Here is a 21676-nt window from a genome sequence, read left to right as displayed (position 1 = left end):
ACGGTGCATGCAGGTGGATACTGATCCCTGAGCTGCTTTCCTGAACTGCCGGTGGCACAGTAGGGGGAGCCGCGTGGCCGCGTTACCGGCCAGGGCCTTGCTGGAGGCCGACGAGGACCGTACGGGTGACCGGCGGTCGAATCAGGGTGGTACCGCGTATGAGTTATACGCCCCTGACCGTTGAGGTCGGGGGCGTTTTTCATTTTGTCCGGCATGCGTCCCCGCACACCAGACCATTGGAATCATAAGGAGGAAGACGGACATGATCAAAGATCCCAAGAACAAGTATATTCCTTTTGTACCGCTGAAAATGGAGCATCGTGCTTGGCCCGATAAGGAAATCACCCATCCTCCTATCTGGTGCTCAGTGGATCTGCGGGATGGCAATCAGGCTTTGGTGGACCCCATGAATCTGGAGGAGAAGCTGGAGTACTTCCATACCTTGGTAGATATTGGTGTCAAGGAGATTGAGATCGGCTTTCCATCTGCCTCTGAGACGGAATATGAGATCTGCCGGGAGCTGATCGACGGCGGCCATATCCCTGACGATGTGACCATCCAGGTGCTGGTCCAAGCTCGGCCGCACCTCATCAAGAAGACCTTTGAGGCCATCCAGGGCGCCAAGAATGTAATTCTCCACTTCTACAACTCCACCTCTACGCTCCAGCGGAAGGTGGTCTTCCATATGGACATGGACGGTATTACCAAGATCGCCACCGATGCTGCCGACCTCATCTATGAGATGAGCAAGCCTATGCTGGAGCAGGGCATGAACCTGCGTTACCAGTACTCTCCAGAGTCCTTTATGGGTACAGAGATGGACTATGCCGTTGAGATTTGCCAGGCCGTGCTGGAGCACCTCCACGCTACCCCGGAGAACAAGGTCATTCTGAACCTTCCCACCACTGTGGAGAACTGTATGCCCAACTACTTCGCTGACGAGATCGAGTACTTTATCTCCAAGCTGCCCAGCCGTGACTGCGCCATCATCTCCCTCCACCCTCACAACGACCGGGGCGAGGGCGTGGCCACCGCTGAGATGGGCATGCTGGCCGGCGCCGAGCGCATTGAGGCTACTCTCTTCGGCAATGGCGAACGCACCGGCAATGTAGACATGGTCACCCTGGCTATGAACATGTATATCCAGGGCGTAGACCCCAAGCTGGACTTCTCCAACATCAATAAAATCAGGGAGATGTATGAGCGCTGCACCAAGATGAAGGTAGGGGAGCGGCAGCCCTACGCTGGTGAGCTGGTATTCACTGCTTTCTCGGGTTCCCACCAGGACGCGATCAACAAGGGAACACAGTATATGGAGGAGAGCCACAGCGACAAGTGGGAGATCCCCTATCTGCCCATCGATCCGGCCGACGTAGGCCGGGAGTACGAGCCCATCATCCGGATCAACTCCCAGTCTGGCAAGGGAGGGGCCGCCTTCGTCATGCAGCATGTCTTTGGCTTCGATCTGCCCAAAGCCATGCACCCCGAGTTTGGCCATATCGTCCAGGTGGAGACCGACCGTGTGGGTACCGAGCTCAAACCGGAACGCATTTTCGAGCTCTTTAAGGAGAATTACATCGATGCCACCAAGCCCTACGAGCTGGTGCGCCACTCCTTTGCAGAGTTCACCGACGAGGAGGGCCACTCCCATGTCACCTTTGCCGGTACCCTCCGGCATACCGATACCACCTTCCAGGTCCAGGGCTCCGGCAACGGTCCCATCGATGCCTTCTTCAACGCCATCCACGGCCAGAAGATGGATCGCTTTACCTTTGTGGACTACAAGGAGCACGCCATCAAGCAGGGCTCCGACTCCCAGGCTGTGGCCTATATCCACCTTCAGGACCAGGATGGGAAAGACTGGTTCGGTGTGGGCATGAGCCACAACATCAACCTAGCACCTTTGAAAGGCATTCTCTCCGCCATTAACCGTGCGGCTAAGGACTGAGTGTTCATGTAGAAAAAGGAGGCGTATCGCCATCGGCGATACGCCCCCTTTCCTATGTGAATATGCCGTGATCAGCTCTTCCCAAGGATACCGGCGCTTTGCAGAGACTGGATCAGGCTATTGAACTGGTTGATTACATCGGATAGTGTGGCACTGCTGGCCAGCGTGCTTACCGCAGCGGCAGACTCAATGGAGCCAGTAGGCCCGGTGGGACCAGTAGGACCGGTTGGACCGGTAGGACCGGTTGGACCGGTAGGACCGGTAGGACCGGTTGGACCGGTAGGACCGGTGGGACCAGTGGGGCCAGTAGGACCGGTGGGACCAGTAGGACCAGTGGGACCGGTGGGACCGGTGGGACCGGTGGGACCTGTGGGGCCAGTAGGACCCGTGGGGCCAGTAGGCCCGGTGGGACCTGTGGGCCCGGTGGGACCAGTAGGGCCGGTGGGACCAGTAGGGCCGGTGGGGCCGGTAGGACCGGTGGGGCCCGTGGGACCAGTAGGGCCACCGGAAGGACCTGTAGCGCCGGTAGGACCGGTGGGACCCGTGGGACCCGTGGGGCCGGTAGGACCGGTGGGGCCTGTGGGGCCGGTAGGACCCTGAGGGCCGGGGCAGCAGCAACGGCATTCTGGGACCGGTGGGCAGCAGTTGGGCCAGGGGGAAGGGGGACAGACGGATGGACGGCTGTAACGGCAGCAGCGCACGCTATCGGCCTGAGGTTCCGCAGTCTCATTGCAATACCCCTGACTGGCCCGAAGAGACGCCGCATACTCAGCAGCGTCCATGGACTTGCGGGGAGAAAAATTCATCATGCTCATGACCTCCAGCCCAGCCTATGCCGGATGTACCATGCCTGTGACAGAGCGGAGGACAAAGAAAGAGACGCCGAAGAGAGTCCTCTCCGGCGTCTCGAACCTGTTATGTCTGCTCAGGAGCGGGTCTGATCAGACTTCTTCTGCTCCTTCTTACGGCTCTGAGCGGGCTGCTCCTCCTTGCGGGCCTGGGGCTCGGTGCGGGCGGGCTTCTGGTCGTCCTTCATGGTGTGATCACCTCTTTTCCTGTGCGCGCAGGTCATTCCTTTACGGCTGACCCGCGCCGTTCTGAGCCTAGTATGGCGCATCCTGCGCCAGACTATACATGCTTTTTCCGGTTGAGGGTATTTTTACATGTTATGTCCCCATCTTTTTCAAAAAAATATACCATCTCACTGGGTCCTGTGGTATAATGCGTGCAAGAGCAATTTTGGACCGGCAGGACTAAGAAGGAGGCGGTACCCATGAAGTGCCCGTTCTGCGGCAATCTGGAGAGTAAAGTCGTGGATTCACGGCCCTCGGACGAGGGCACCAGCATTCGACGCAGGCGGGAATGTCTGGAGTGCCATAAGCGTTTCACCACCTATGAGACCATGGAAAGCCTGCCACTGGTTGTGATCAAAAAGGACGGCAGCCGTCAGACTTTCGACAAGGACAAACTGCTGGGGAGCATGCTCAAGGCCTGTGAGAAGCGTTCGGTCCCCATGTCCAAGCTGGAAAAGATCGCGGTGGAGATCGAGCAGACCCTCCAAAATGATATGGAGCGGGAAGTCCATTCTTCGGTGATTGGCGAGTTGGTGATGGAGAAGCTCAAGGATGTGGACGAGGTTGCTTATGTGCGCTTCGCTTCGGTTTACCGTCAGTTCAAGGACATCGGTACCTTTATGGAAGAGTTGAGCAAACTTATCGATAGCAAATAAAAATGATACAATCCCCTGAAAAATGGCGGTTTGTCCGTTAATTTTGACCTTGGGAAAATGAAAGAGTGCATTGGAAAAAATCCAATGCACTCTTCTTTTTTTACCCCAAAACCGGCCCCAAACTCACCCCCAATATTGCCCCTGTACTGCCACAGCACCCTCAGAATTTTCCCCAAACCAGCACCAAATCTGCCCTAAAAACCGTATCAAAAGCCGGAAACGAGCTATTTGCGGCATGATAGCGGGGCAGTGATTGGCTGGGCGAGGGTGAGAGGGGATGACGGGGAGAGAGGGAGAAATGGGAGTGTTGGGAGAATGGGAAAGATAGGAAGCAGAAGAGTGGAGAATGATGTCCTACACCGGATAACATACGGTGTCAAAATCCTCGGACAAACGACGGTTTTTCGAGGGAAGAGAACAAAAAAAGCTGGCTCGGACGTTTGTCCGAGCCAGCTTTTTGCTGTGTGGTAAGGAATGGGGAAAAACTTATGCCCCAGCGGTGGTGAGGGCGGCGATCATGGCGTCGGCCTCAGCAGCGGTGACGGTGCCCTGAGGGTTAAAGAGACTGTCCTCGCCCACGGCGATGTACTGGGCAATGACGTTCCACATGACGCCGTCCACAGCCCAATCGGAGATGGTGTCGGCATCGGCGTAGGGGATCTTGACAGCCCATGTGCCGGTGGGGCCCTTCTCCAGAGCTGTGGCGGCGTTCATGAGCATGACGGCGGCCTGCTCACGGGTGATGGCCTGATCGGGCAGGAACTTGCCGGTGCCGTCGCCGGAGATGACGCCCTGGTCAGCGGCCCAATCCACAGCGAAGCTGTCGGTCACGTCGGTGAAAGAGGCAGGGGAGACCTCCACAGAGGCATCGCCCACGATGTCAGCATAGAGCTTCTCTACAAAAGCCTGACGGGTGATGGTGTCGGAAGCGGGTTCGGTGCTGTCGCTGGCGCCGGCGTTGAGGGTCCAGTGGCTCTTGGCCTCGGGCGGGGTGATGTCCTTGCCCTCGGCGGTCATGGCCTTGATATACTCGGCGATGACCAGGGTGACGGAGCCACCGATGGAACCGAACTGCTCAGACACGGAGCCGTCCCACAGCACAGCGTCGGTGCCCATGGTGATGCCGGTGGTGGCGTACCAGCCAAATTCATCGCCGGCGGCGTTGGCGGACAGCCGGTAGGAGTTGAGGGCCACGGTGAAGGTCTGGTCGTCGGTGACAGGCTGCCCCTGATAGGTCAGATTGACCACGCGGCTGCCCTCGGGATTGCCCATGTAGATGTCGTAGTCCATGCCGTAGAGCTGGTCAGTGCCGAAGCCGCCACCAGTAATGGTGCCGTCGGCCTCCACGGTGAAGTCCTCGGTGCAGTCCTCCAGCCAGTCCTTGATCTGCTTGCCAGTCATCCGGATCATGTAGATGAGGTTGTTGTCGTACTTGTAGAAGGAGTAGCAGTCCTTCAGGCTGATGGGAGCGGTCTCGGCGTCGCCCAGGAGCTGGCCGATGCAGAAATCCTTATTGGCCACGGGAGAGGCCAGGGACAGCTGGGCACCGGTGGCCCACAGCTGTGCCTCATGGACCAGATTCATGGTGTCGCTCTGGACATGGAAGAGATCCGTCTCGTCGTCCCAATCACCGGAGAGAGTGCCGATCTGCTCAGAGATGAAGGGCAGGGTCCGGTCGTAGTAGGGCTGCATGAGCTCCTTGAGGCCGGCGTCGTTCTCGTAGGTAGTCAGGTCCAGGTTCTGGCTCTCGCCGATGGTGAAGGTGCCGTCGGCGGCGATGTTGACCACGGTCTTGGTCAGGGTGGAGGTGCCGCCGTTGACACAGGGCACAGTCTGGCCGTCGGCATTCTTCATCTCGGTGACGCCCACGGTGTGGTTGTGGCCGGCGATGACCATGTCAATGCCGGTGGTATTCTCCACCAGGTGGCGGACCTGGTTCTCGGGGGAGAAGTCGGTCTCTCCGGTCTCGACGGTGTCGCCGTCGCCGGCACCCACAGTGCCGCTGTCCTCACCGGAGTGGCAGGAGACGATAACGAAGTCGCAGCCCTCGTCCTCGCGAAGGGCCTTTTGCCAGTAGTTCACCCACTCGTAGGCATAGGTCCGTTCGGTGTTGTCGGCATGGACGAAGTCGGAGCCCTCATAGTGGGTGGGCAGGTCCCAGTTGGGGACGTTGACGTTCTCAAAGCCGAGAATACCCACCTTGAACTCCTTGCCGCCCACATCGAAGGTCATCACCTTGTAGGGGGTAAGGTTGGACTCCTGGGTCTCTACGTTGATGTAGTTGGCGCACAGAGCGCTCACAGGGGTACCGGGATACTTGTCAGTGGTGTCTGCCAGCATGTCATAGAAGATCTGCTGGGTCTCCATGTCGAAGTTGAACTCATGGTTGCCAGGGACGAAAGCGTCATAGCCGATATACCGCAGGCAGATGGCCATGGGGTTGTCCACGCCGCCCTCCATGTTCATGTTGTAGCTGATGATGGAGCTGCCCTGAATGATGTCGCCGTTGTCGATGAGGATGGTGCCGTCCATGGCCTCCCGCTCCTCCTTCATGGCGGTGGCTACCTTCAGGTAGCTGTTTTTGATCTCTTTCCCGTCGATGGGGTTGAGGTCAAAGCACTTTCCATGCATGTCGGTGGTGGAATAGATGCCGAGGGTGAAGGTATTCTCTTCGGCTGCAAAGGCGGGGATGCCTGCGCAGCCCACCAGCATGACAGCTGTCATGGCGCCGGCGACGGTGCGGCGCAGGATGGTGTGGCGCTGTTCCATTTGATCTCCTCTTTTCCTTTTACTTGTATCGGGACGAACCCGAGCCACCTAGATTATACTCCCTTCACCATAAGGTGACAAGAGTGGGAGAGCCAAAGCGGAGACTTCAAGAGGAAACAGCAGAGGCCTGACTTATGGGCTCAAAGCAGGTTTTGTAGGCTGAACTGTTCCATGGAGGCCACCAGCTCTAGCCGGGCGATGAGACGGGCATTGGAGGCGGCGTACTCCTGGGGTTCCTGGGTGTGTAGAAAGCCCTCCACCTCCCGGAAACTGGTGTAGACCTCGTCGGTATCGGCGTGGCGTAGGGTGGTATAGAGGTAGAGCTCCCGGTCCTGCCAGTGTCGGAGGGCGTCGTGGGTCAGTGCGTCCGCCTCCTCCCAACATTCCTCCATGGCCTGGTCCTGGGCCTTTTCCAACAGATCGGTGATGGTCCCGGTGAGGTGCTTGAGATAGAGGGAGTTGCCCACGGTGGCGGCGAAAATCAATACCAACAGGGCCAGGGACAGCCAGAGTCGCCGCATCTCACACCGCCTCTCTGGCCACGAAGCAGACATTGCCCGCCTCGTCCACCGTCAGGAGAAAGACCTGGTCGGGTGAGCACACACCGTGCTCAGCCAGCCGCTGTTCCAGCCAGACCCGGTCTAGTCCCTGGGCTTTTAGGGCCCGATCCATGAGCCGGCCGTCGTTGATGAGCACCACCGGAAGGCCATGTTCCTGAGGGAAGAGACCCATCTGCCCGGCGGTCACCGGCTGTTCGGCGGCTTTGGGCAGGACGGACACCCGACCGCTGGTCTCCAGGATGGCGTATTTGACGGTGTTGAGGTCGGTGATGCCCTGAGCACGGAGCTCCTCGTGGAGCTCGTCCACGGTAAAACGGTTGCGGCGCATCTCTTGTTGGTCCACCTTACCGTCTTTGACGATGACGCTGGGCCGGCCGCAGAGTACCGCCCGGAACCGGACACTGCGCATGGTGAGCACAGACAGAATCATGGTAACGCAGAGCAGGGTGAGGATGGGAAGCACACCGGCCAGAAGGGGAATGCCGAAGTCCTGCATGGGCACGGCGGCCAGGTCGGCGATGATGAGGTCCAACACCAGCTCCGAGGGCTCCAGCTCTCCCACCTGACGCTTGCCCATGAGCCGGATGCCTAAAATGATAAGCAGATAGAGGATGACGGTGCGCACCACGCCGATGACCATAGAGAGAACTCCCTTCAAACTGCGATTCTTCCTATCAGTATGGCATATCATCTGGAGATTTATGCCGGGGACTTCCGAGAGAAGGGCGTCTGTGTTAAAATAGGGATGAAATCCATTGGGAGGCTTCTATGAAGAAAAAGAATCTGCGCATCCTGCTTCCGGCAGCGGCGGCCATCGCGGCGGCAGCCGCCGCTCTGAATACCCGCCTCACCCTGCGGCACTACACGGTAGAGACCACCAAGGTCTCCCAGACCGTCCGGATGGTACTGCTCACGGACCTCCACTCCTGCGACTACGGCGAGGGCCAGCGGGAGCTGCTGGATGTAGTGGAGGAACAGCACCCCGACCTGGTGCTGCTGGGCGGGGACATTCTAGACGACGACCCGGCCTTGCCGGAGGAGAACGCCTGGACCGTCGTCGAGACCTTAGGCCGGGCCTATCCCACCTTCTATGTCACCGGCAACCACGAGTTCTGGAGCGGCCGGGCGGAGGAGATGAAGGCCCGCATCGCGGATAGAGGTGTCACAGTGCTGGAAGGGGAGTGCTGCACCGTGGTTTTTCACGGCCAGCCCATCCACATCTGTGGCATTGACGACCCGGCGGTGGGGACGGACATCTGGCAGGCACAGCTTGCACAGGCTGCCCATGGGGCGGGGGAGGGCTTCTCCCTCTTGCTCACCCACCGCCCTGAGCGGACCAGCGCTTATGAGGGGCAGGGTTTCGACCTCATCCTGGCTGGCCATGCCCATGGGGGACAGTGGCGCATTCCCTTTCTCCTCAACGGGCTCCTGGCTCCTAACCAGGGCTTTTTCCCTGCCTTCGCCGGTGGACGGTATGAGCTGGGGGAGAGCACCCTCATCGTCAGCCGGGGCCTTGCCCGGGAGTCCACCCGTGTACCCCGCATCTTCAACCCGCCGGAAGTGGTGGTCATCGATCTGATTCCATCTCAAAATACAACAGAAAAATAATTTGGAAAACTACATATTTTTTAGCATATCATGCGGAATGACTGTTGAAAAGGTTTGAATATCGATCTCTTTTGTCCAAAAACACGTTTTTGCATTTCTGTAAGAAAATCCAGTTGTCAAGGACTTAGATTTAGGTTAAAATCGAACGGATAAACTGGAAGAGAAAGGCGGGCTGTGATAGATGAAGGCGACCTTGATCCTGGAAAACGGCATGACCTTTGCAGGCGAAAGTATCGGCGCCACGGCGGACCGGATCTGCGAGATGGTGTTTAACACCTCCATGGTGGGCTATCAGGAAATCCTCACCGATCCCTCCTATGCCGGACAGGGCATCGTGATGTCCTATCCTCTCATTGGCAATTACGGTGTCAATTCGGAAGACAACGAGTCCTCCCGCCCTTGGGGCGAGGCCTTCGTGGTACGGCACCTGTCCCGGCGGGGCAGCAATTTCCGCTGTGAGGGCGATTTGGACGATTATTTAAAAGAACATGGCATTACGGGCATCCAGGGCGTGGACACCCGTGCCATCACCCGTATACTCCGCAGTCAGGGTACCATGAACGGTATGATCACCTGTGCGGAGCATTTTTCTGTCCAGGACCTGCTGGAGTCCATCCGGGCCTACCGTGTCCAGGGCACCGTGGAGCGGGTGAGCAGGGAGGAGGTCCAGGTCTATCCCTCCATCCCTCGGCAGAAGCTGCGGGTGGCCCTGCTGGACTTCGGTGTCAAGGAGAACATGATCCGCTGCCTCCAAGAACGGGGCTGCGAGGTCACCGTGTTCCCCGCTCACACCACTGCCATGGAGATCCTCAACGGGAAGTTTGACGGCGTGATGCTCTCCAACGGCCCAGGAGACCCCGCCGATAACGTGGCCATCATCGCCGAGATCAAGGAGCTCTACGCCTCTGGTGTTCCTATCTTTGCCGTCTGCCTAGGCCACCAGCTCATGGCTCTGGCCACCGGCGCCGAGACCCGGAAGATGCGCTTCGGTCACCGGGGCGCCAACCACCCGGTAAAGGATCTGGACGCCGGCCGGGTGTTCATCACCAGCCAGAACCACGGCTATGTGGTCACCGCCGAGAGCGTCAAGTCCGAGGTGGCCCAGGTCTCCCATGTCAACGTCAACGAGGGCAGCGTGGAGGGCCTGCGCTACACCAACGGCAACGTCTATACCGTGCAGTTCCACCCCGAGGCCAGTCCCGGGCCCAAGGACACCGAATATCTCTTTGACCGGTTCGTTCGCCGGATGGAAGGAGGCGCCTGGTAATGCCCAAGAATCCGAATATCAAAAAAGTGCTGGTGCTGGGTTCCGGCCCCATCGTCATCGGACAGGCCGCCGAGTTTGACTACGCCGGCACTCAGGCCTGCCGCGCCCTGAAGGAAGAGGGCGTGGAGGTGGTGCTGGTCAACTCCAACCCCGCCACCATCATGACCGACAAGGACATTGCCGACCACGTCTATATTGAGCCCCTGAACATCGCTTCGGTGACCCAGGTCATCCAGAAGGAGCGTCCCGACTCCATTCTGCCCACTCTGGGCGGCCAGACCGGCCTCAACCTGGCTATGAACCTCCACGAGCAGGGCATTCTGGCCGAGTACAACGTAAAGCTCCTGGGTACCAGCCCTGAGTCCATCCGCAAGGCGGAGGATCGGCAGGGCTTCAAGGATGCCATGGAGGAAATCGGCCAGCCCTGTGTGACCTCCGACGTGGTGGAGAGCGTGGAGGACGCCGTGAACTTCGCCAACTCCATCGGCTATCCTGTCATCGTCCGGCCAGCCTATACCTTGGGTGGCACCGGCGGTGGCATCGCCTATGATGAGCCCTCCCTACGGGAGATCGCCGACCGGGGCATCCACATGTCCCGTGTGGGCCAGGTCCTTATCGAGCGCTCCATCGCCGGCTGGAAGGAGATCGAGTTCGAGGTCATGCGGGACTCCGCCGGCAACGTGATCCAGATCTGCTCCATGGAGAACATCGACCCCGTGGGCGTCCACACCGGCGACTCCATCGTGGTGGCCCCGACCCAGACTCTGGCCAACAAGGAGTACCAGATGCTCCGTACCGCCTCCCTGGATATCATCTCCGCCCTGAAAATCGAGGGCGGCTGCAACGTCCAGCTGGCCCTGAACCCCGACAGCTATGAGTATGCCGTCATCGAGGTCAACCCCCGTGTGAGCCGCTCCTCCGCCCTGGCCTCCAAGGCTACCGGCTACCCCATCGCCAAAGTGGCCGCCAAGGTGGCCCTGGGCTACACCCTGGACGAGATTCCCAACGCTGTCACTGGAAAGACCACCGCCTGCTTTGAGCCCACTCTGGACTACTGCGTGCTGAAGCTGCCCCGGCTGCCCTTCGACAAGTTTACCACCGCCAGCCGCACCCTGGGCACCCAGATGAAGGCCACCGGCGAGGTCATGGCCATCGGCAACTCCTTTGAGGGCGCCCTCATGAAGGCCATCCGCTCTCTGGAGCTGCCGGTGAAGTCCCTGCGCATGGATGGCCTGGAAGATCTTTACACCGAGGAGATCGAGGAGCGCCTGGTCAACGTGGACGACCAGCGGCTCTTTGTGGTGGCCGAGGCCCTGCGCCGCGGCTTCTCCCCTGAGAAGATCAACAAGATCACCAAGATGGATATCTGGTTCCTGGACCGGTTCAAGAACATCGTGGACATGGAGGACAAGCTGGACCGCGGCCACCTGGACGAACACACCCTTCGTCAGGCCAAGGAGATGGGCTTCTCCGACGCCTGGATCGCCGCTCTCTCTGGCAAGACCGCGCCCGAGATCAAGGCCCTCCGGGAGTCTATGGGCATCGTCCCCGCCTTCAAGATGGTGGACACCTGCGCCGCCGAGTTCGAGGCCCAGACCCCCTATTATTACTCCACCTATGACGAGGAGAACGAGGCCGCCCAGCCCCATGAGTGGGGAGACGCACCGGTATGCGAGAGCCTGTCTGCCGCCCCCGCCCACGCCTATACCGCCGACCCGGAGAAGAAGAAGGTGCTGGTGCTGGGCTCCGGCCCCATCCGCATCGGCCAGGGTATTGAGTTCGACTACTGCTCGGTCCACTCCGTCTGGGCCTTCAAGCGCCTGGGCTACGAGACCATCATCATCAACAATAACCCGGAGACCGTCTCCACCGACTTTGACGTGGCCGACAAGCTCTACTTCGAGCCCCTGACCCCCGAGGACGTCCAGAACGTGGTGGAGCTGGAGAAGCCCTGGGGCGCCGTGGTCCAGTTCGGCGGCCAGACCGCTATCAAGCTGGCCAAAGCCCTCACCGAAATGGGGGTGCCCATCCTGGGCACTTCCTCCGACGGCGTGGACGCCGCCGAGGACCGGGAGCGGTTCGACGAGATCTTGCAGCAGTGCGGCATTCCCCGTGCAGCCGGCAAGACCGTATTCACCACCGAGGAGGCCCTGGCCGCCGCCAACGAGGTGGGCTATCCTGTGCTGGTGCGGCCCTCCTATGTGCTGGGCGGCCAGGGCATGGAGATCGCCTACAACGACCGCAACATTGTGGAGTTCATGCGCATCATCAATCAGACGGTCCAGGAGCACCCTATCCTGGTGGACAAGTACCTCATGGGCCGTGAGGTGGAGGTGGACGGTGTCTTCGACGGGGAGGACATCCTCATTCCTGGTATTATGGAGCACGTGGAGCGGGCCGGCGTCCACTCCGGCGACTCCATCTCGGTGTACCCGCCCCTCCACATTGAGGAGAAGCACAAGGAGACCATCCTCAAGTACACCTATGATCTGGCCAAGGCCCTGGGGGTCATCGGCCTCATCAACATCCAGTTCATCCTCTACAATGACCAGGTTTATGTCATCGAGGTCAACCCCCGGTCCTCCCGCACCATCCCCTATATTTCCAAGGTGACCGGCGTGCCCATCATCGACCTGGCCACCAAGGTCATGCTGGGGCAGAAGCTCAAGGACCTGGGCTACGGCACCGGCATCTATCCCGAGGCCGACTATTACGCCGTCAAGATGCCCGTCTTCTCCTTCGAGAAGCTCACCGATGTGGACACCGGCCTCGGGCCCGAGATGAAATCCACCGGCGAGTGCCTGGGTCTGGCCGAGTCCTTCCCCCAGGCCCTGCTGAAGGCCTTCAAGGGCGCCAACATGAAGGTACCCAAGAAGGGCGGCCGGGTCATCATCACCGTAAAGGATGAGGACAAGGGCGAGATGATCGGCATTGCCCGTGGTCTGGAGGATATGGGCATCGAGATCCTGGCCACCTCTGGCACCTGCAACGCCCTCAACGCTGCCGGCGTTCCCGCCCGGAAGGTGGCCCGTGTCTCCCAGGCCCACCCCAACATCCTGGACATGATCGCCTCCGGCTCCGTGGACCTCATCATCAACACTCCCACCAAGGGGCGCAAGCACGACACCGACGGCTTCAAGATCCGCCGGGCCGCCGTGGAGCACTCCGTGGCCTGTGTCACCGCCATCGACACTGCCCACGCCATCCTCACCGTCCGTGAGCATGGCCGCAGCGCCGACCTGCGCCCCATTGATATCACACAGATTTAAATAAGAGAGAACCTACTCCTTTCGACAGCCGTCCCGGGGCTTTGGGACGGCTGTCTTTTTGCTGCAAAATACATGGGGTGAGCCGGGTGTTTTTGGGCAGGGGAGAGGGGCTTTGGGGGTTGTGCTCTCCTGCGGAGTGTGCTATTCTAGAGTATAAAAACACCGCCCTCCGGAGCGAGGGCACCATACCATACAGAGAAAGAAGGCTGGATGATGTCCCACCAGACTGTCATCGTTTTGGATTTTGGCGGCCAGTACAATCAGCTCATCGCCCGGCGTGTCCGTGAGTGCGGCGTGTATTGCGAGGTCAAGCCCTACACCACCTCCCTGGAGGCCCTGAAGGCCATGGAGCCTATCGGCTTCATCTTCACCGGTGGCCCCAACAGCGTCTATGATGAGAAGGCACCCCACGTGGACCCGGCTATTTTTGAATTGGGTGTGCCCGTGCTGGGCATCTGCTATGGCTGTCAGCTCATGGCCCATACCCTGGGAGGCCGTGTCACCGCTGCCCAGGAGGATACCGCCCGGGAGTACGGCAAGACCGAGACTTATTATGACGCCGCATGCAAGCTCTTCAAGGGGCTGCCCGCCGAGGGTGTGTCCTGGATGAGCCACGGCGACTATATGGAGAAGGTGCCCGAGGGCTTCACTCTGGTAGCCCACTCTGACAACTGTCCCAACGTAGCCATCGCCGATGAGGCCCGGGGCTTCTACGGCGTCCAGTACCACCCTGAGGTCAACCACACCCAGCACGGCACCGACATGATCCGCAACTTCCTCTATGAGGTCTGTGGTGCGGTGGGCGACTGGTCCATGGGGGACTACAAGAATACCGCCATCCGGGCCATCCGGGAGAAGGTGGGGGACGGCAAGGTGCTCCTGGCCCTCTCTGGCGGCGTGGACTCCTCCGTGGTTGCTGCTCTGCTGGCCGAGGCAGTGGGCAATCAGCTTACCTGCGTCTTCGTGGACCACGGCCTCATGCGTAAAAATGAGGGCGATGAGGTTGAGGCGGCTTTCTCCAAGTGGGACATCAACTTTGTCCGGGTGGATGCTGAGAGCCGGTTCCTGTTGAAACTGGCCGGTGTGTCTGAGCCGGAGCACAAACGGAAGATCATAGGCGAGGAGTTTATCCGGGTCTTTGAGGAGGAGGCCAAGAAGATCGGTCGTGTGGACTACCTGGTCCAGGGTACCATCTACCCTGACGTCATCGAGTCCGGCGCCGGTGATGCCGCTGTCATCAAGAGCCACCACAATGTGGGTGGCCTGCCTGACTACGTGGACTTCAAGGAAATCATCGAGCCACTGCGACTCCTCTTTAAGGATGAAGTACGGCAGCTGGGCCGGGAGCTGGGCCTGCCCGAGTATCTGGTCATGCGCCAGCCCTTCCCAGGTCCGGGTCTGGCCATCCGAGTCATCGGAGATCTGACTAAGGAAAAGCTGGATACACTCCGGGATGCTGACGCCATTTATCGGGAGGAAATCGCCGCCGCCGGTGAGGATAAGAACATCAACCAGTATTTCGCCGTGCTCACCAATACCCGCTCGGTGGGTGTAATGGGAGACGGCCGCACCTACGACTACACGCTGGCCCTCCGTGCTGTCACCACCAGCGACTTCATGACTGCCGACTGGGCCCGTATCCCCTATGACGTGCTGGATAAGATATCCACCCGCATTGTCAACGAGGTCCCTGGCATCAACCGCATAGTCTATGACATCACCTCCAAGCCCCCCGCAACAATCGAGTGGGAGTGAGTTTTTGAAACTCCGAACCCGTTGCGGCACAACGATTTTGCGGTTTTATATCTCTCTTTTGATAACGATTTGATAACGCTCCCCATAGGCCGTATCATTCTGTATCCCCAGTGGATTGCGGGTAAAGAATGTTCTTTTGCGGCTTATAAGTGAGGACAACCATATTAGAAAGCCCTTACCGATGGCAACGTCGGTAAGGGCTTTTGCTGTCTATTCATCAGTATCGGGGCTATCTTTGAGTGCATCCACCAGGAAATCACTCAATTCCTGTGAGGGAACTTTTGCCCACCGCAGGGTGGTGTCGTACTTGGGGTAGTTGTACCGCCAGCGGTCATAGTCCTCCCTGGTGATCTCCCCGGCCTCCAGCTTCTTGGCCTGCTCCGCCCAGGCGGACAGCATATCAAGCATATTGGCATAGGTCTTGCCTTTGGATTTGTCCAGACGCAGACAAACCTCGCCGTCAATCTCCCCAATAGTCAGCCCCCGAATATCCTCCAAAGCAAAGAGGGTGTGCATCAGGCCGATGTCGGTATCTATGTCAGGGACGGTCAGGGCATCAGGGGAAATATCAAAGAAGTCAGCCAGGGTCTTTGTCAGGTCGGCCTTGGGGGTGCGGCTCCCGGTTTCATACTGTGCCATACGCACATCGGCGGAGCGTTCCGGGAAACCCACCACCATGCCAAGATACTTCTGTGTGATGCCCTTCATGTTGCGGAAGAAACGAATACGTTCACCAATCGCCATAACTGCCAACTCCAATCTATGTAATGGGGACACTTGAAGTATAACAGATATGTTTAGACCAGTCAAGAGAAAAATAAATAAATTTGTTTATATTTTCTCGTTGGAAGGTCTTGACATAACGGAATAGAGTTAGTATAATAGGACTACGTTAAGCAAATAGCGTTAAATCAAAAGAAAGGAGGAATCCATATGGAGAACAGATTCATCCGGGCGGAAGAAGTTGCGGACGAGCTGGGTGTATCGAAGCCCTACGCCTATAAACTCATCCGGCAGCTCAACGAAGAATTGAAGGACAAGGGCTTCATCACCATCGCAGGGCGGGTCAACCGCCAGTATTTCAACGAACGGCTCTACGGGGCCAGAAAGGAAGGGAACTAAATGCCAGTCTTTAAGGACGAAGCAAGAGGAACATGGTACGTCATGGTGCGGTATCAGGACTGGACGGGGGAGCGCAAACAGAAGTGCAAGCGTGGCTTTGCCACCAAACGGGAGGCCCAGGAGTGGGAGCGCAGTTTCCAGATGCAGACCTCCGGCGACCTGGATATGACCTTTGAAGCCTTTACCGAGCTTTACACCAAGGATATGAAACCCCGGCTCAAGGAGAACACCTGGCTGACCAAGGAGAACATCATCCAGAAGAAAATTCTGCCCTACTTTGGCAAGCGGAAGATTAGCGAGATCACCACCAAGGACGTGATCGCATGGCAGAACGAGTTGCTGGCCTACCGGGACGAGAAGCGCAAGCCCTACTCGGCTACCTACCTCAAAACCCTGCACAACCAGCTTAGCGCCATCTTCAATCACGCTGTCCGCTTCTATGAGCTGCGCTCCAATCCCGCCGCCAAGGCTGGGAACATGGGGTCAGAGGAACGGAAGGAAATGCTGTTCTGGACGAAAGCGGAGTACCAGAAGTTTGCAGATGCCATGATGGACAAGCCCGTTTCCTACTACGCCTTTGAAATGCTCTACTGGTGTGGTATTCGGGAGGGGGAACTGCTGGCCCTGACCCCGGCAGACTTTGACTTTGAGGCCGGGACGGTGAAAATCAGCAAGTCCTATCAGCGGCTCCACGGCAAGGACGTCATTACCACGCCAAAGACGAAGAAAAGCAACCGCACCATTAAAATGCCCAACTTCCTCTGTGACGAGATGAAGGATTACCTGGGGATGCTCTACGGTATCAAGAAGAAGGAGCGCATTTTCACCATCACGAAAAGCTATCTCCACCATGAGATGGACAGAGGGGCGAAGTCGGCAGGGGTCAAGCGTATCAGAATCCACGACCTCCGGCATTCGCACATCTCACTTCTGATTGACATGGGCTTCTCCGCTGTGGCGATTGCTGACCGTGTGGGGCATGAGAGTATCGAGATCACCTATCGCTATGCCCACCTGTTTCCGTCCAAGCAGACGGAAATGGCAGACAAATTGGACTTTGAAAGGATGGGAGCGTAATGTCAGCTAAGAATTTGGACACTCACAACCGCTGGAGGAACAAGACCGTGGCCTTCCGGGTATCCCCGGAGGAAAACAAGCAGATTGACGCCGCTGTGCGGCTCTCTGGCCTGACGAAGCAGGACTACATCACCCGGCGGCTCTTAGACCGGGCCGTGGTGGTGCAGGGCAATCCCAGGGTCTACAAGGCCCTGCGTGACCAACTCGCCGCCGTCCTGGGGGAACTGCGGCGCATTGAGGCCGGGGGCGACGTGGGGGATGAACTTCTCGCCACCATTGACCTTATCTCAGTGACGCTGGGCGGCATGAAGGAGGATTGATAGATTGATGGATTCCAGAGAAACGAAAAGGACTGTCCCGGTTCCGTCTGTTGGCGCAGACGGGGAACAGCCCAATTCTCAAACAACTACCCAAAGTATAGCAGAGGAAACGGCTGAAAACAACCCCCAAGAGAAAGATTTAGAGGAAATGCTCCGGGATATGCGGCGCATGAACGACCCAGCCTACCTCCACACAGTTTCCATGAACGACCTTTACCAGAACATCTACCAGAGCAGACCGCCCGTAATAGACGGTCTGCTCTACCCTGGGACGTACCTCTTTGCGGGAGCGCCCAAGGTGGGCAAGTCGTTCCTGATGGCCCAGCTTGCCTACCATGTCAGCATGGGCCTCCCCCTGTGGGGCTACCCTGTCCACAAGGGGACTGTCCTCTATCTGGCGTTGGAGGACGACCACCGCCGCTTGCAGGGGCGGCTATACCGAATGTTCGGCACAGAGGGCACCGACAATCTGCTCTTTGCGGTCTACGCCAAACAGCTTGGCGTTGGCCTGGAGGAACAGCTAAAGAAGTTCGTCCGGGAACACCCGAACACCAAGCTGATTATCATTGACACCCTCCAGAAAATCCGGGAGGCTGGTGGGGATAAGTACAGCTACGCCAACGATTACGAGGTGGTGGGTAAGCTGAAACGCCTTGCCGATGATTGCGGCGTCTGCCTCCTGCTGGTACACCACACTCGAAAGCAACAGGCAGATGACAAATTCGATATGATCTCCGGCACCAACGGTCTGCTGGGAGCGGCGGACGGGGCCTTTCTTCTTCAAAAGGAGAAGCGGACAGACGGCAGCGCCGTTCTGGACGTGGCCGGGCGTGACCAGCAAGACCAGCGATTCTATCTTACCAGGGACAAGGAACGGCTGATATGGACGCTGGAGCGTACGGAAACGGAGGCATGGACAGAGCCGCCCGACCCGGTGCTGGAGGCCATAGCCGCCCTTGTGACGGCGGAGAAGCCGACCTGGGGTGGTACGGCCACCGAGCTGGTAGCGGCGCTCCAGACCGACATGAAGCCCAACGCCCTGGCGATGCGGCTAAACGTCCGGGCCGGGAAGCTGCTGATAGACTACCACATCCGCTATGAGAACAGCAGGAGCCACGCCGGGAGAAGTATCAGCCTGACGCTGGAACCGTCCCAGGCGTGACGACCGTGACGGCTGTGACGGCTTTTTTGAGAGTGGCGGCGGTGTCTGAAACATCGTCACGGTCGTCACGGCTGTCACGGGGAGCAGCAAAGTTTAGGCGGGGTGCAGGGTGCCCTTTTCAAAGGGCGGCCCTGCTGGGGGAGGCAACCGCAGTTGCCGGGGGCAAAGCCCCCACACCCCCTCGGAGAGCCCACGACACTTTGCAGACCGAAGGGATGAAAGTGTCATAGTGGGTTATTACACTTCCTGCAGGAAGTGCCTCCCCCGAACCCCCGTCCTCTTTCAACAACCCAACATCTGAAACAGGAGGATTTTTGCCTATGGCGAGAGGCGACGGTATTGACCGTACCAACGCAAGAAATATGAGGCTGACCGAAACCAAGATCGGTAACACCCAGCAGCACAACGAGCGTGAGAAGGATTCCTATGTCAATCAGGACATTGTACTGGAGCGGACGCCGCTCAATGTCCATTTCAAAACCCCGTCTGCCGGGTATCGGGAGATGTTTGCTCAAATGGAGGCCGACGGCGTGATCTCCACCCGTGGCATCAAGGAGGATGCCTTTCGATACGGTGAGTTGGTCTTTGATGTAAACTCCGCTTACTTCTACAATCACGGCGGGTATGACTTCGCAAAACAATTTTACACCGAAGCCTATAAAGCCGCAATCAAAATCGTGGGCGGAGAGCAGTATATTTTGTCGGCGGTCATGCACGCTGACGAGCGCAACCGGGCCATGTCCGAGGCGCTGGGGGAGGACGTGTACCACTACCACCTCCATGTGGTTTATATCCCGGTAGTGGAGAAGGAGATACGCTGGACAAAGCGGTGCAAGGACAAGTCCCTGGTGGGCAAGGTCAAGGAAACGATCATGCAGGTGAGCATGAGCAAGAAGTGGGCGTCCAAGCCCATTCTGGACGAAACTACCGGGGAGCCGTTACGCACAGCTAAGGGCAAACCCGTTCTACGAAAGTCGTACAGTGTCCTGCAAGATGATTTCTTTGAGCATATGCGCTCCGCTGGCTATGACGATGTAGAGCGTGGGGAACGTGGTAGTTCCGAAGAACATTTGACTGTTACGCAGTTCAAGACGGAGCGTGAGCAGGAACGGCTTGCACAGCTTCAAGAGGTGTCGGCGCTGGCCCAGGTTGAGGCCGACAAAAAGAATAAGGAGGCAGCATCAGCTGAGAAGAAAGCGGCCCAGGCCAGGGCTAAGCTGGACGATGTAGCGCCCTTGCTCAAGGGCATGGAGAAACTGGCGGCGGACTTCTCCGACGACCCGGAGCGGACGCTGCCGGAGGCGGGGCCGCTGGAATCGGCCAAGTCCTACCGGGAGAAAAAGGCCAAGCCCCTTTGGGAGAAGATCGTCAAGGTGCTGCGCTCCGTCTACCGGGCCTACTTCGACCTCAAGAGCAAGTTTGAGCGGTTGCAGAGCGCCTATGATCGTGAGGTCAGTAAGAACGGCTCCCTGTCAGCCAGGATTTATGAGGTTTGTGCCGAGAGGGACGGCTTGAAAGGGCAAGTCAGGGACTATGAGCGGGTCAGACGGGCCATTGGCCCGGAACAGGCGGACAGGATACTGGAGGCAGCTTACCAGCAGGAACAGGTCGAAAAGGAGCAGAAATGGGGTGCAAGGTCAAAAATAAGGGTAGGCGCACGATAATCACAAAAAATGGAGGTAATTTCATGGAAAAGTACATCTTTGACGAGGGCAACGGTCTGTGGTATGAGTTGCAGAGGGACTAACAATATTCGGGCGTGTGCGGCGGAAATCGTGGACACAGAAATTATTTGCGCATGAGGCCCCAAATCGGAGGGTGTCCCGGTGAATGCCCTCCTGATTTATTTGGGACAGCGGGTAAAAACTTCTTGCATTTTAGAGTGTGCTATGCTATACTGCTGTCATCCTGATTTGAGGAGTCTATTCAACATGCGGCAAGGTATTCTTAAATAAAATTTGATAATGGGCACAAAAATAATTGCCCCTTGCAGGGGCTTGGTTTTTGTACCCAATTTAAGAATGCTTTTGCCTTTTTATCAAATATCGTGACGGATAACGGCTCATGTTAGCTGAATGCGTTTCTATGTATCCGAAGTCATGATCCCCAGTGGTAAAAGTATTTTACTGCTGGGGATTTTTATGCCCTTTGGGGCTGTAAAGGGAGGACAATCACATGAAAATAATCAATATTGGAATTCTTGCCCATGTAGACGCTGGAAAGACGACCTTGACGGAGAGCCTGCTATATGCCAGCGGAGCCATTTCAGAACCGGGGAGCGTCGAAAAAGGGACAACGAGGACGGACACCATGTTTTTGGAGCGGCAGCGTGGGATTACCATTCAAGCGGCAGTCACTTCCTTCCAGTGGCACAGATGTAAAGTTAACATTGTGGATACGCCCGGCCACATGGATTTTTTGGCGGAGGTGTACCGCTCTTTGGCTGTTTTAGATGGGGCCATCTTGGTGATCTCCGCTAAAGATGGCGTGCAGGCCCAGACCCGTGTTCTGTTCCATGCCCTACGGAAATTGAACATCCCCACCATTATCTTTATCAACAAGATCGACCAGGTTGGCATTGATTTGGAGAGCGTATATCAGTCTGTTCGGGATAAGCTCTCCGCCGATATTATCATCAAGCAGACGGTGTCGCTGTCCCCGGAAATAGTCCTGGAGGAAAATACCGACATAGAAGCATGGGATGCGGTCATCGAAAATAACGATGAATTATTGGAAAAGTATATCGCAGGAGAACCAATCAGCCGGGAAAAACTTGCGCGGGAGGAACAGCAGCGGGTTCAAGACGCCTCCCTGTTCCCAGTCTATCATGGCAGCGCCAAAAATGGCCTTGGCATTCAACCGTTGATGGATGCGGTGACAGGGCTGTTCCAACCGATTGGGGAACAGGGGGGCGCCGCCCTATGCGGCAGCGTTTTCAAGGTTGAGTACACCGATTGCGGCCAGCGGCGTGTCTATCTACGGTTATACAGCGGAACGCTGCGCCTGCGGGATACGGTGGCCCTGGCCGGGAGAGAAAAGCTGAAAATCACAGAGATGCGTATTCCATCCAAAGGGGAAATTGTTCGGACA

General features: G+C 57.8%; 17 protein-coding genes and 1 other annotated feature (1 of these 18 cut by a window edge). Of the genes, 12 read left to right on the top strand and 5 right to left on the bottom strand.

Annotated elements, in window-relative coordinates:
• Positions 1-178: a binding site (T-box leader), on the top strand; it begins 68 nt to the left of the window's first position.
• Between the two features lie 84 nt (positions 179-262).
• Positions 263-1948: a 2-isopropylmalate synthase gene (gene leuA, locus ACTNBK_RS05605; protein ID WP_441144355.1), complete on the top strand. Its 1686-nt coding sequence runs from the start codon at positions 263-265 to the stop codon at positions 1946-1948.
• A 186-nt stretch (positions 1949-2134) separates the two neighbouring features.
• Here leuA and ACTNBK_RS05600 read toward each other — a convergent pair whose 3' ends face one another.
• On the bottom strand, positions 2135-2572 hold the full coding sequence (locus ACTNBK_RS05600) for a hypothetical protein (RefSeq protein ID WP_441144354.1): 438 nt from the start codon (positions 2570-2572) through the stop codon (positions 2135-2137).
• A gap of 649 nt (positions 2573-3221) precedes the next feature.
• On the opposite strand from ACTNBK_RS05600, the gene nrdR reads away from it, so the two are divergent.
• Entirely contained in the window at positions 3222-3677 is a 456-nt protein-coding gene (gene nrdR / locus ACTNBK_RS05595) for a transcriptional regulator NrdR (protein WP_441144352.1), read from the top strand.
• A 486-nt stretch (positions 3678-4163) separates the two neighbouring features.
• Here the strand turns inward: nrdR and ACTNBK_RS05590 are convergent, their stop codons facing one another.
• From ACTNBK_RS05590 to ACTNBK_RS05580, 3 genes are all read right to left on the bottom strand, one after another.
• The gene (locus ACTNBK_RS05590) at positions 4164-6446 is read right to left on the bottom strand and encodes a 5'-nucleotidase C-terminal domain-containing protein (RefSeq protein ID WP_441144350.1); all 2283 of its coding nucleotides are present in this window, start codon (positions 6444-6446) and stop codon (positions 4164-4166) included.
• Positions 6447-6586: 140 nt separating this feature from the next.
• Positions 6587-6967 carry a DUF4363 family protein gene (locus ACTNBK_RS05585; protein WP_441144348.1) on the bottom strand — a complete coding sequence of 127 codons (381 nt, stop codon included), beginning with the start codon at positions 6965-6967 and terminating at the stop codon, positions 6587-6589.
• Position 6968: 1 nt separating this feature from the next.
• The gene (locus tag ACTNBK_RS05580; RefSeq protein ID WP_441144346.1) at positions 6969-7664 is read right to left on the bottom strand and encodes a DUF421 domain-containing protein; all 696 of its coding nucleotides are present in this window, start codon (positions 7662-7664) and stop codon (positions 6969-6971) included.
• Between the two features lie 110 nt (positions 7665-7774).
• Here ACTNBK_RS05580 and ACTNBK_RS05575 point away from each other — a divergent pair, with 110 nt between their 5' ends.
• From ACTNBK_RS05575 to guaA, 4 genes are all read left to right on the top strand, one after another.
• Entirely contained in the window at positions 7775-8614 is an 840-nt protein-coding gene (locus tag ACTNBK_RS05575; protein ID WP_441144344.1) for a metallophosphoesterase, read from the top strand.
• Between the two features lie 181 nt (positions 8615-8795).
• Positions 8796-9881 carry a carbamoyl phosphate synthase small subunit gene (locus ACTNBK_RS05570; RefSeq protein WP_441144342.1) on the top strand — a complete coding sequence of 362 codons (1086 nt, stop codon included), beginning with the start codon at positions 8796-8798 and terminating at the stop codon, positions 9879-9881.
• Positions 9881-13150: a carbamoyl-phosphate synthase large subunit gene (carB, locus tag ACTNBK_RS05565; protein WP_441144340.1), complete on the top strand. Its 3270-nt coding sequence runs from the start codon at positions 9881-9883 to the stop codon at positions 13148-13150. The genes ACTNBK_RS05570 and carB overlap by 1 nt, the downstream gene beginning before the upstream one ends.
• Positions 13151-13363: 213 nt before the next feature.
• A complete protein-coding gene (guaA, locus tag ACTNBK_RS05560; protein WP_441144338.1) occupies positions 13364-14905 on the top strand; it encodes a glutamine-hydrolyzing GMP synthase in 1542 nt (513 codons plus the stop codon).
• 210 nt (positions 14906-15115) lie between these two features.
• Here guaA and ACTNBK_RS05555 read toward each other — a convergent pair whose 3' ends face one another.
• Positions 15116-15649 (bottom strand): helix-turn-helix domain-containing protein, encoded by a 534-nt coding sequence (locus tag ACTNBK_RS05555; RefSeq protein WP_019541686.1) that lies wholly within the window; start codon positions 15647-15649, stop codon positions 15116-15118.
• A gap of 189 nt (positions 15650-15838) precedes the next feature.
• On the opposite strand from ACTNBK_RS05555, the gene ACTNBK_RS05550 reads away from it, so the two are divergent.
• The 6 genes from ACTNBK_RS05550 to ACTNBK_RS05525 all read left to right on the top strand — a co-directional run.
• Positions 15839-16027 carry a helix-turn-helix transcriptional regulator gene (locus ACTNBK_RS05550; protein ID WP_016412724.1) on the top strand — a complete coding sequence of 63 codons (189 nt, stop codon included), beginning with the start codon at positions 15839-15841 and terminating at the stop codon, positions 16025-16027.
• Positions 16028-17104, top strand: a complete 1077-nt coding sequence (locus ACTNBK_RS05545; RefSeq protein WP_019541685.1) for a site-specific integrase — start codon at positions 16028-16030, stop codon at positions 17102-17104.
• Positions 17104-17424 carry a plasmid mobilization protein gene (locus ACTNBK_RS05540; RefSeq protein ID WP_019541684.1) on the top strand — a complete coding sequence of 107 codons (321 nt, stop codon included), beginning with the start codon at positions 17104-17106 and terminating at the stop codon, positions 17422-17424. Before ACTNBK_RS05545 ends, ACTNBK_RS05540 begins: the two co-directional genes overlap by 1 nt.
• Before the next feature lie 7 nt (positions 17425-17431).
• On the top strand, positions 17432-18586 hold the full coding sequence (locus ACTNBK_RS05535) for a helicase RepA family protein (RefSeq protein ID WP_031583915.1): 1155 nt from the start codon (positions 17432-17434) through the stop codon (positions 18584-18586).
• 320 nt (positions 18587-18906) lie between these two features.
• Positions 18907-20250: a plasmid recombination protein gene (locus ACTNBK_RS05530; protein ID WP_036376036.1), complete on the top strand. Its 1344-nt coding sequence runs from the start codon at positions 18907-18909 to the stop codon at positions 20248-20250.
• A gap of 511 nt (positions 20251-20761) precedes the next feature.
• Positions 20762-21676: GTP-binding protein (locus ACTNBK_RS05525; RefSeq protein ID WP_441144334.1), on the top strand; the 915-nt coding region annotated here is incomplete at its 3' end.

It is taken from the genome of Intestinimonas sp. HCP28S3_D6 (assembly GCF_052065695.1).
In the GTDB taxonomy this organism is placed as follows: Bacteria; Bacillota; Clostridia; order Oscillospirales; family Oscillospiraceae; genus Intestinimonas.
The sequence above is the reverse complement of the archived record's forward strand: the minus strand, read 5'-3'. Positions and strand labels throughout refer to the sequence as shown.

Excerpts from the sequence above, each read along its gene's own strand:
- leuA (WP_441144355.1), top strand. The coding sequence starts at position 263 with ATGATCAAAGATCCCAAGAACAAGTATATTCCTTTTGTACCGCTGAAA.
- ACTNBK_RS05600 (WP_441144354.1), bottom strand. The coding sequence starts at position 2,572 with ATGCCGTTGCTGCTGCCCCGGCCCTCAGGGTCCTACCGGCCCCACAGG.
- nrdR (WP_441144352.1), top strand. The coding sequence starts at position 3,222 with ATGAAGTGCCCGTTCTGCGGCAATCTGGAGAGTAAAGTCGTGGATTCA.
- ACTNBK_RS05590 (WP_441144350.1), bottom strand. The coding sequence starts at position 6,446 with ATGGAACAGCGCCACACCATCCTGCGCCGCACCGTCGCCGGCGCCATG.
- ACTNBK_RS05585 (WP_441144348.1), bottom strand. The coding sequence starts at position 6,967 with ATGCGGCGACTCTGGCTGTCCCTGGCCCTGTTGGTATTGATTTTCGCC.
- ACTNBK_RS05575 (WP_441144344.1), top strand. The coding sequence starts at position 7,775 with ATGAAGAAAAAGAATCTGCGCATCCTGCTTCCGGCAGCGGCGGCCATC.
- ACTNBK_RS05570 (WP_441144342.1), top strand. The coding sequence starts at position 8,796 with ATGAAGGCGACCTTGATCCTGGAAAACGGCATGACCTTTGCAGGCGAA.
- carB (WP_441144340.1), top strand. The coding sequence starts at position 9,881 with ATGCCCAAGAATCCGAATATCAAAAAAGTGCTGGTGCTGGGTTCCGGC.
- guaA (WP_441144338.1), top strand. The coding sequence starts at position 13,364 with ATGTCCCACCAGACTGTCATCGTTTTGGATTTTGGCGGCCAGTACAAT.
- ACTNBK_RS05555 (WP_019541686.1), bottom strand. The coding sequence starts at position 15,649 with ATGGCGATTGGTGAACGTATTCGTTTCTTCCGCAACATGAAGGGCATC.
- ACTNBK_RS05550 (WP_016412724.1), top strand. The coding sequence starts at position 15,839 with ATGGAGAACAGATTCATCCGGGCGGAAGAAGTTGCGGACGAGCTGGGT.
- ACTNBK_RS05545 (WP_019541685.1), top strand. The coding sequence starts at position 16,028 with ATGCCAGTCTTTAAGGACGAAGCAAGAGGAACATGGTACGTCATGGTG.
- ACTNBK_RS05540 (WP_019541684.1), top strand. The coding sequence starts at position 17,104 with ATGTCAGCTAAGAATTTGGACACTCACAACCGCTGGAGGAACAAGACC.
- ACTNBK_RS05535 (WP_031583915.1), top strand. The coding sequence starts at position 17,432 with ATGGATTCCAGAGAAACGAAAAGGACTGTCCCGGTTCCGTCTGTTGGC.
- ACTNBK_RS05530 (WP_036376036.1), top strand. The coding sequence starts at position 18,907 with ATGGCGAGAGGCGACGGTATTGACCGTACCAACGCAAGAAATATGAGG.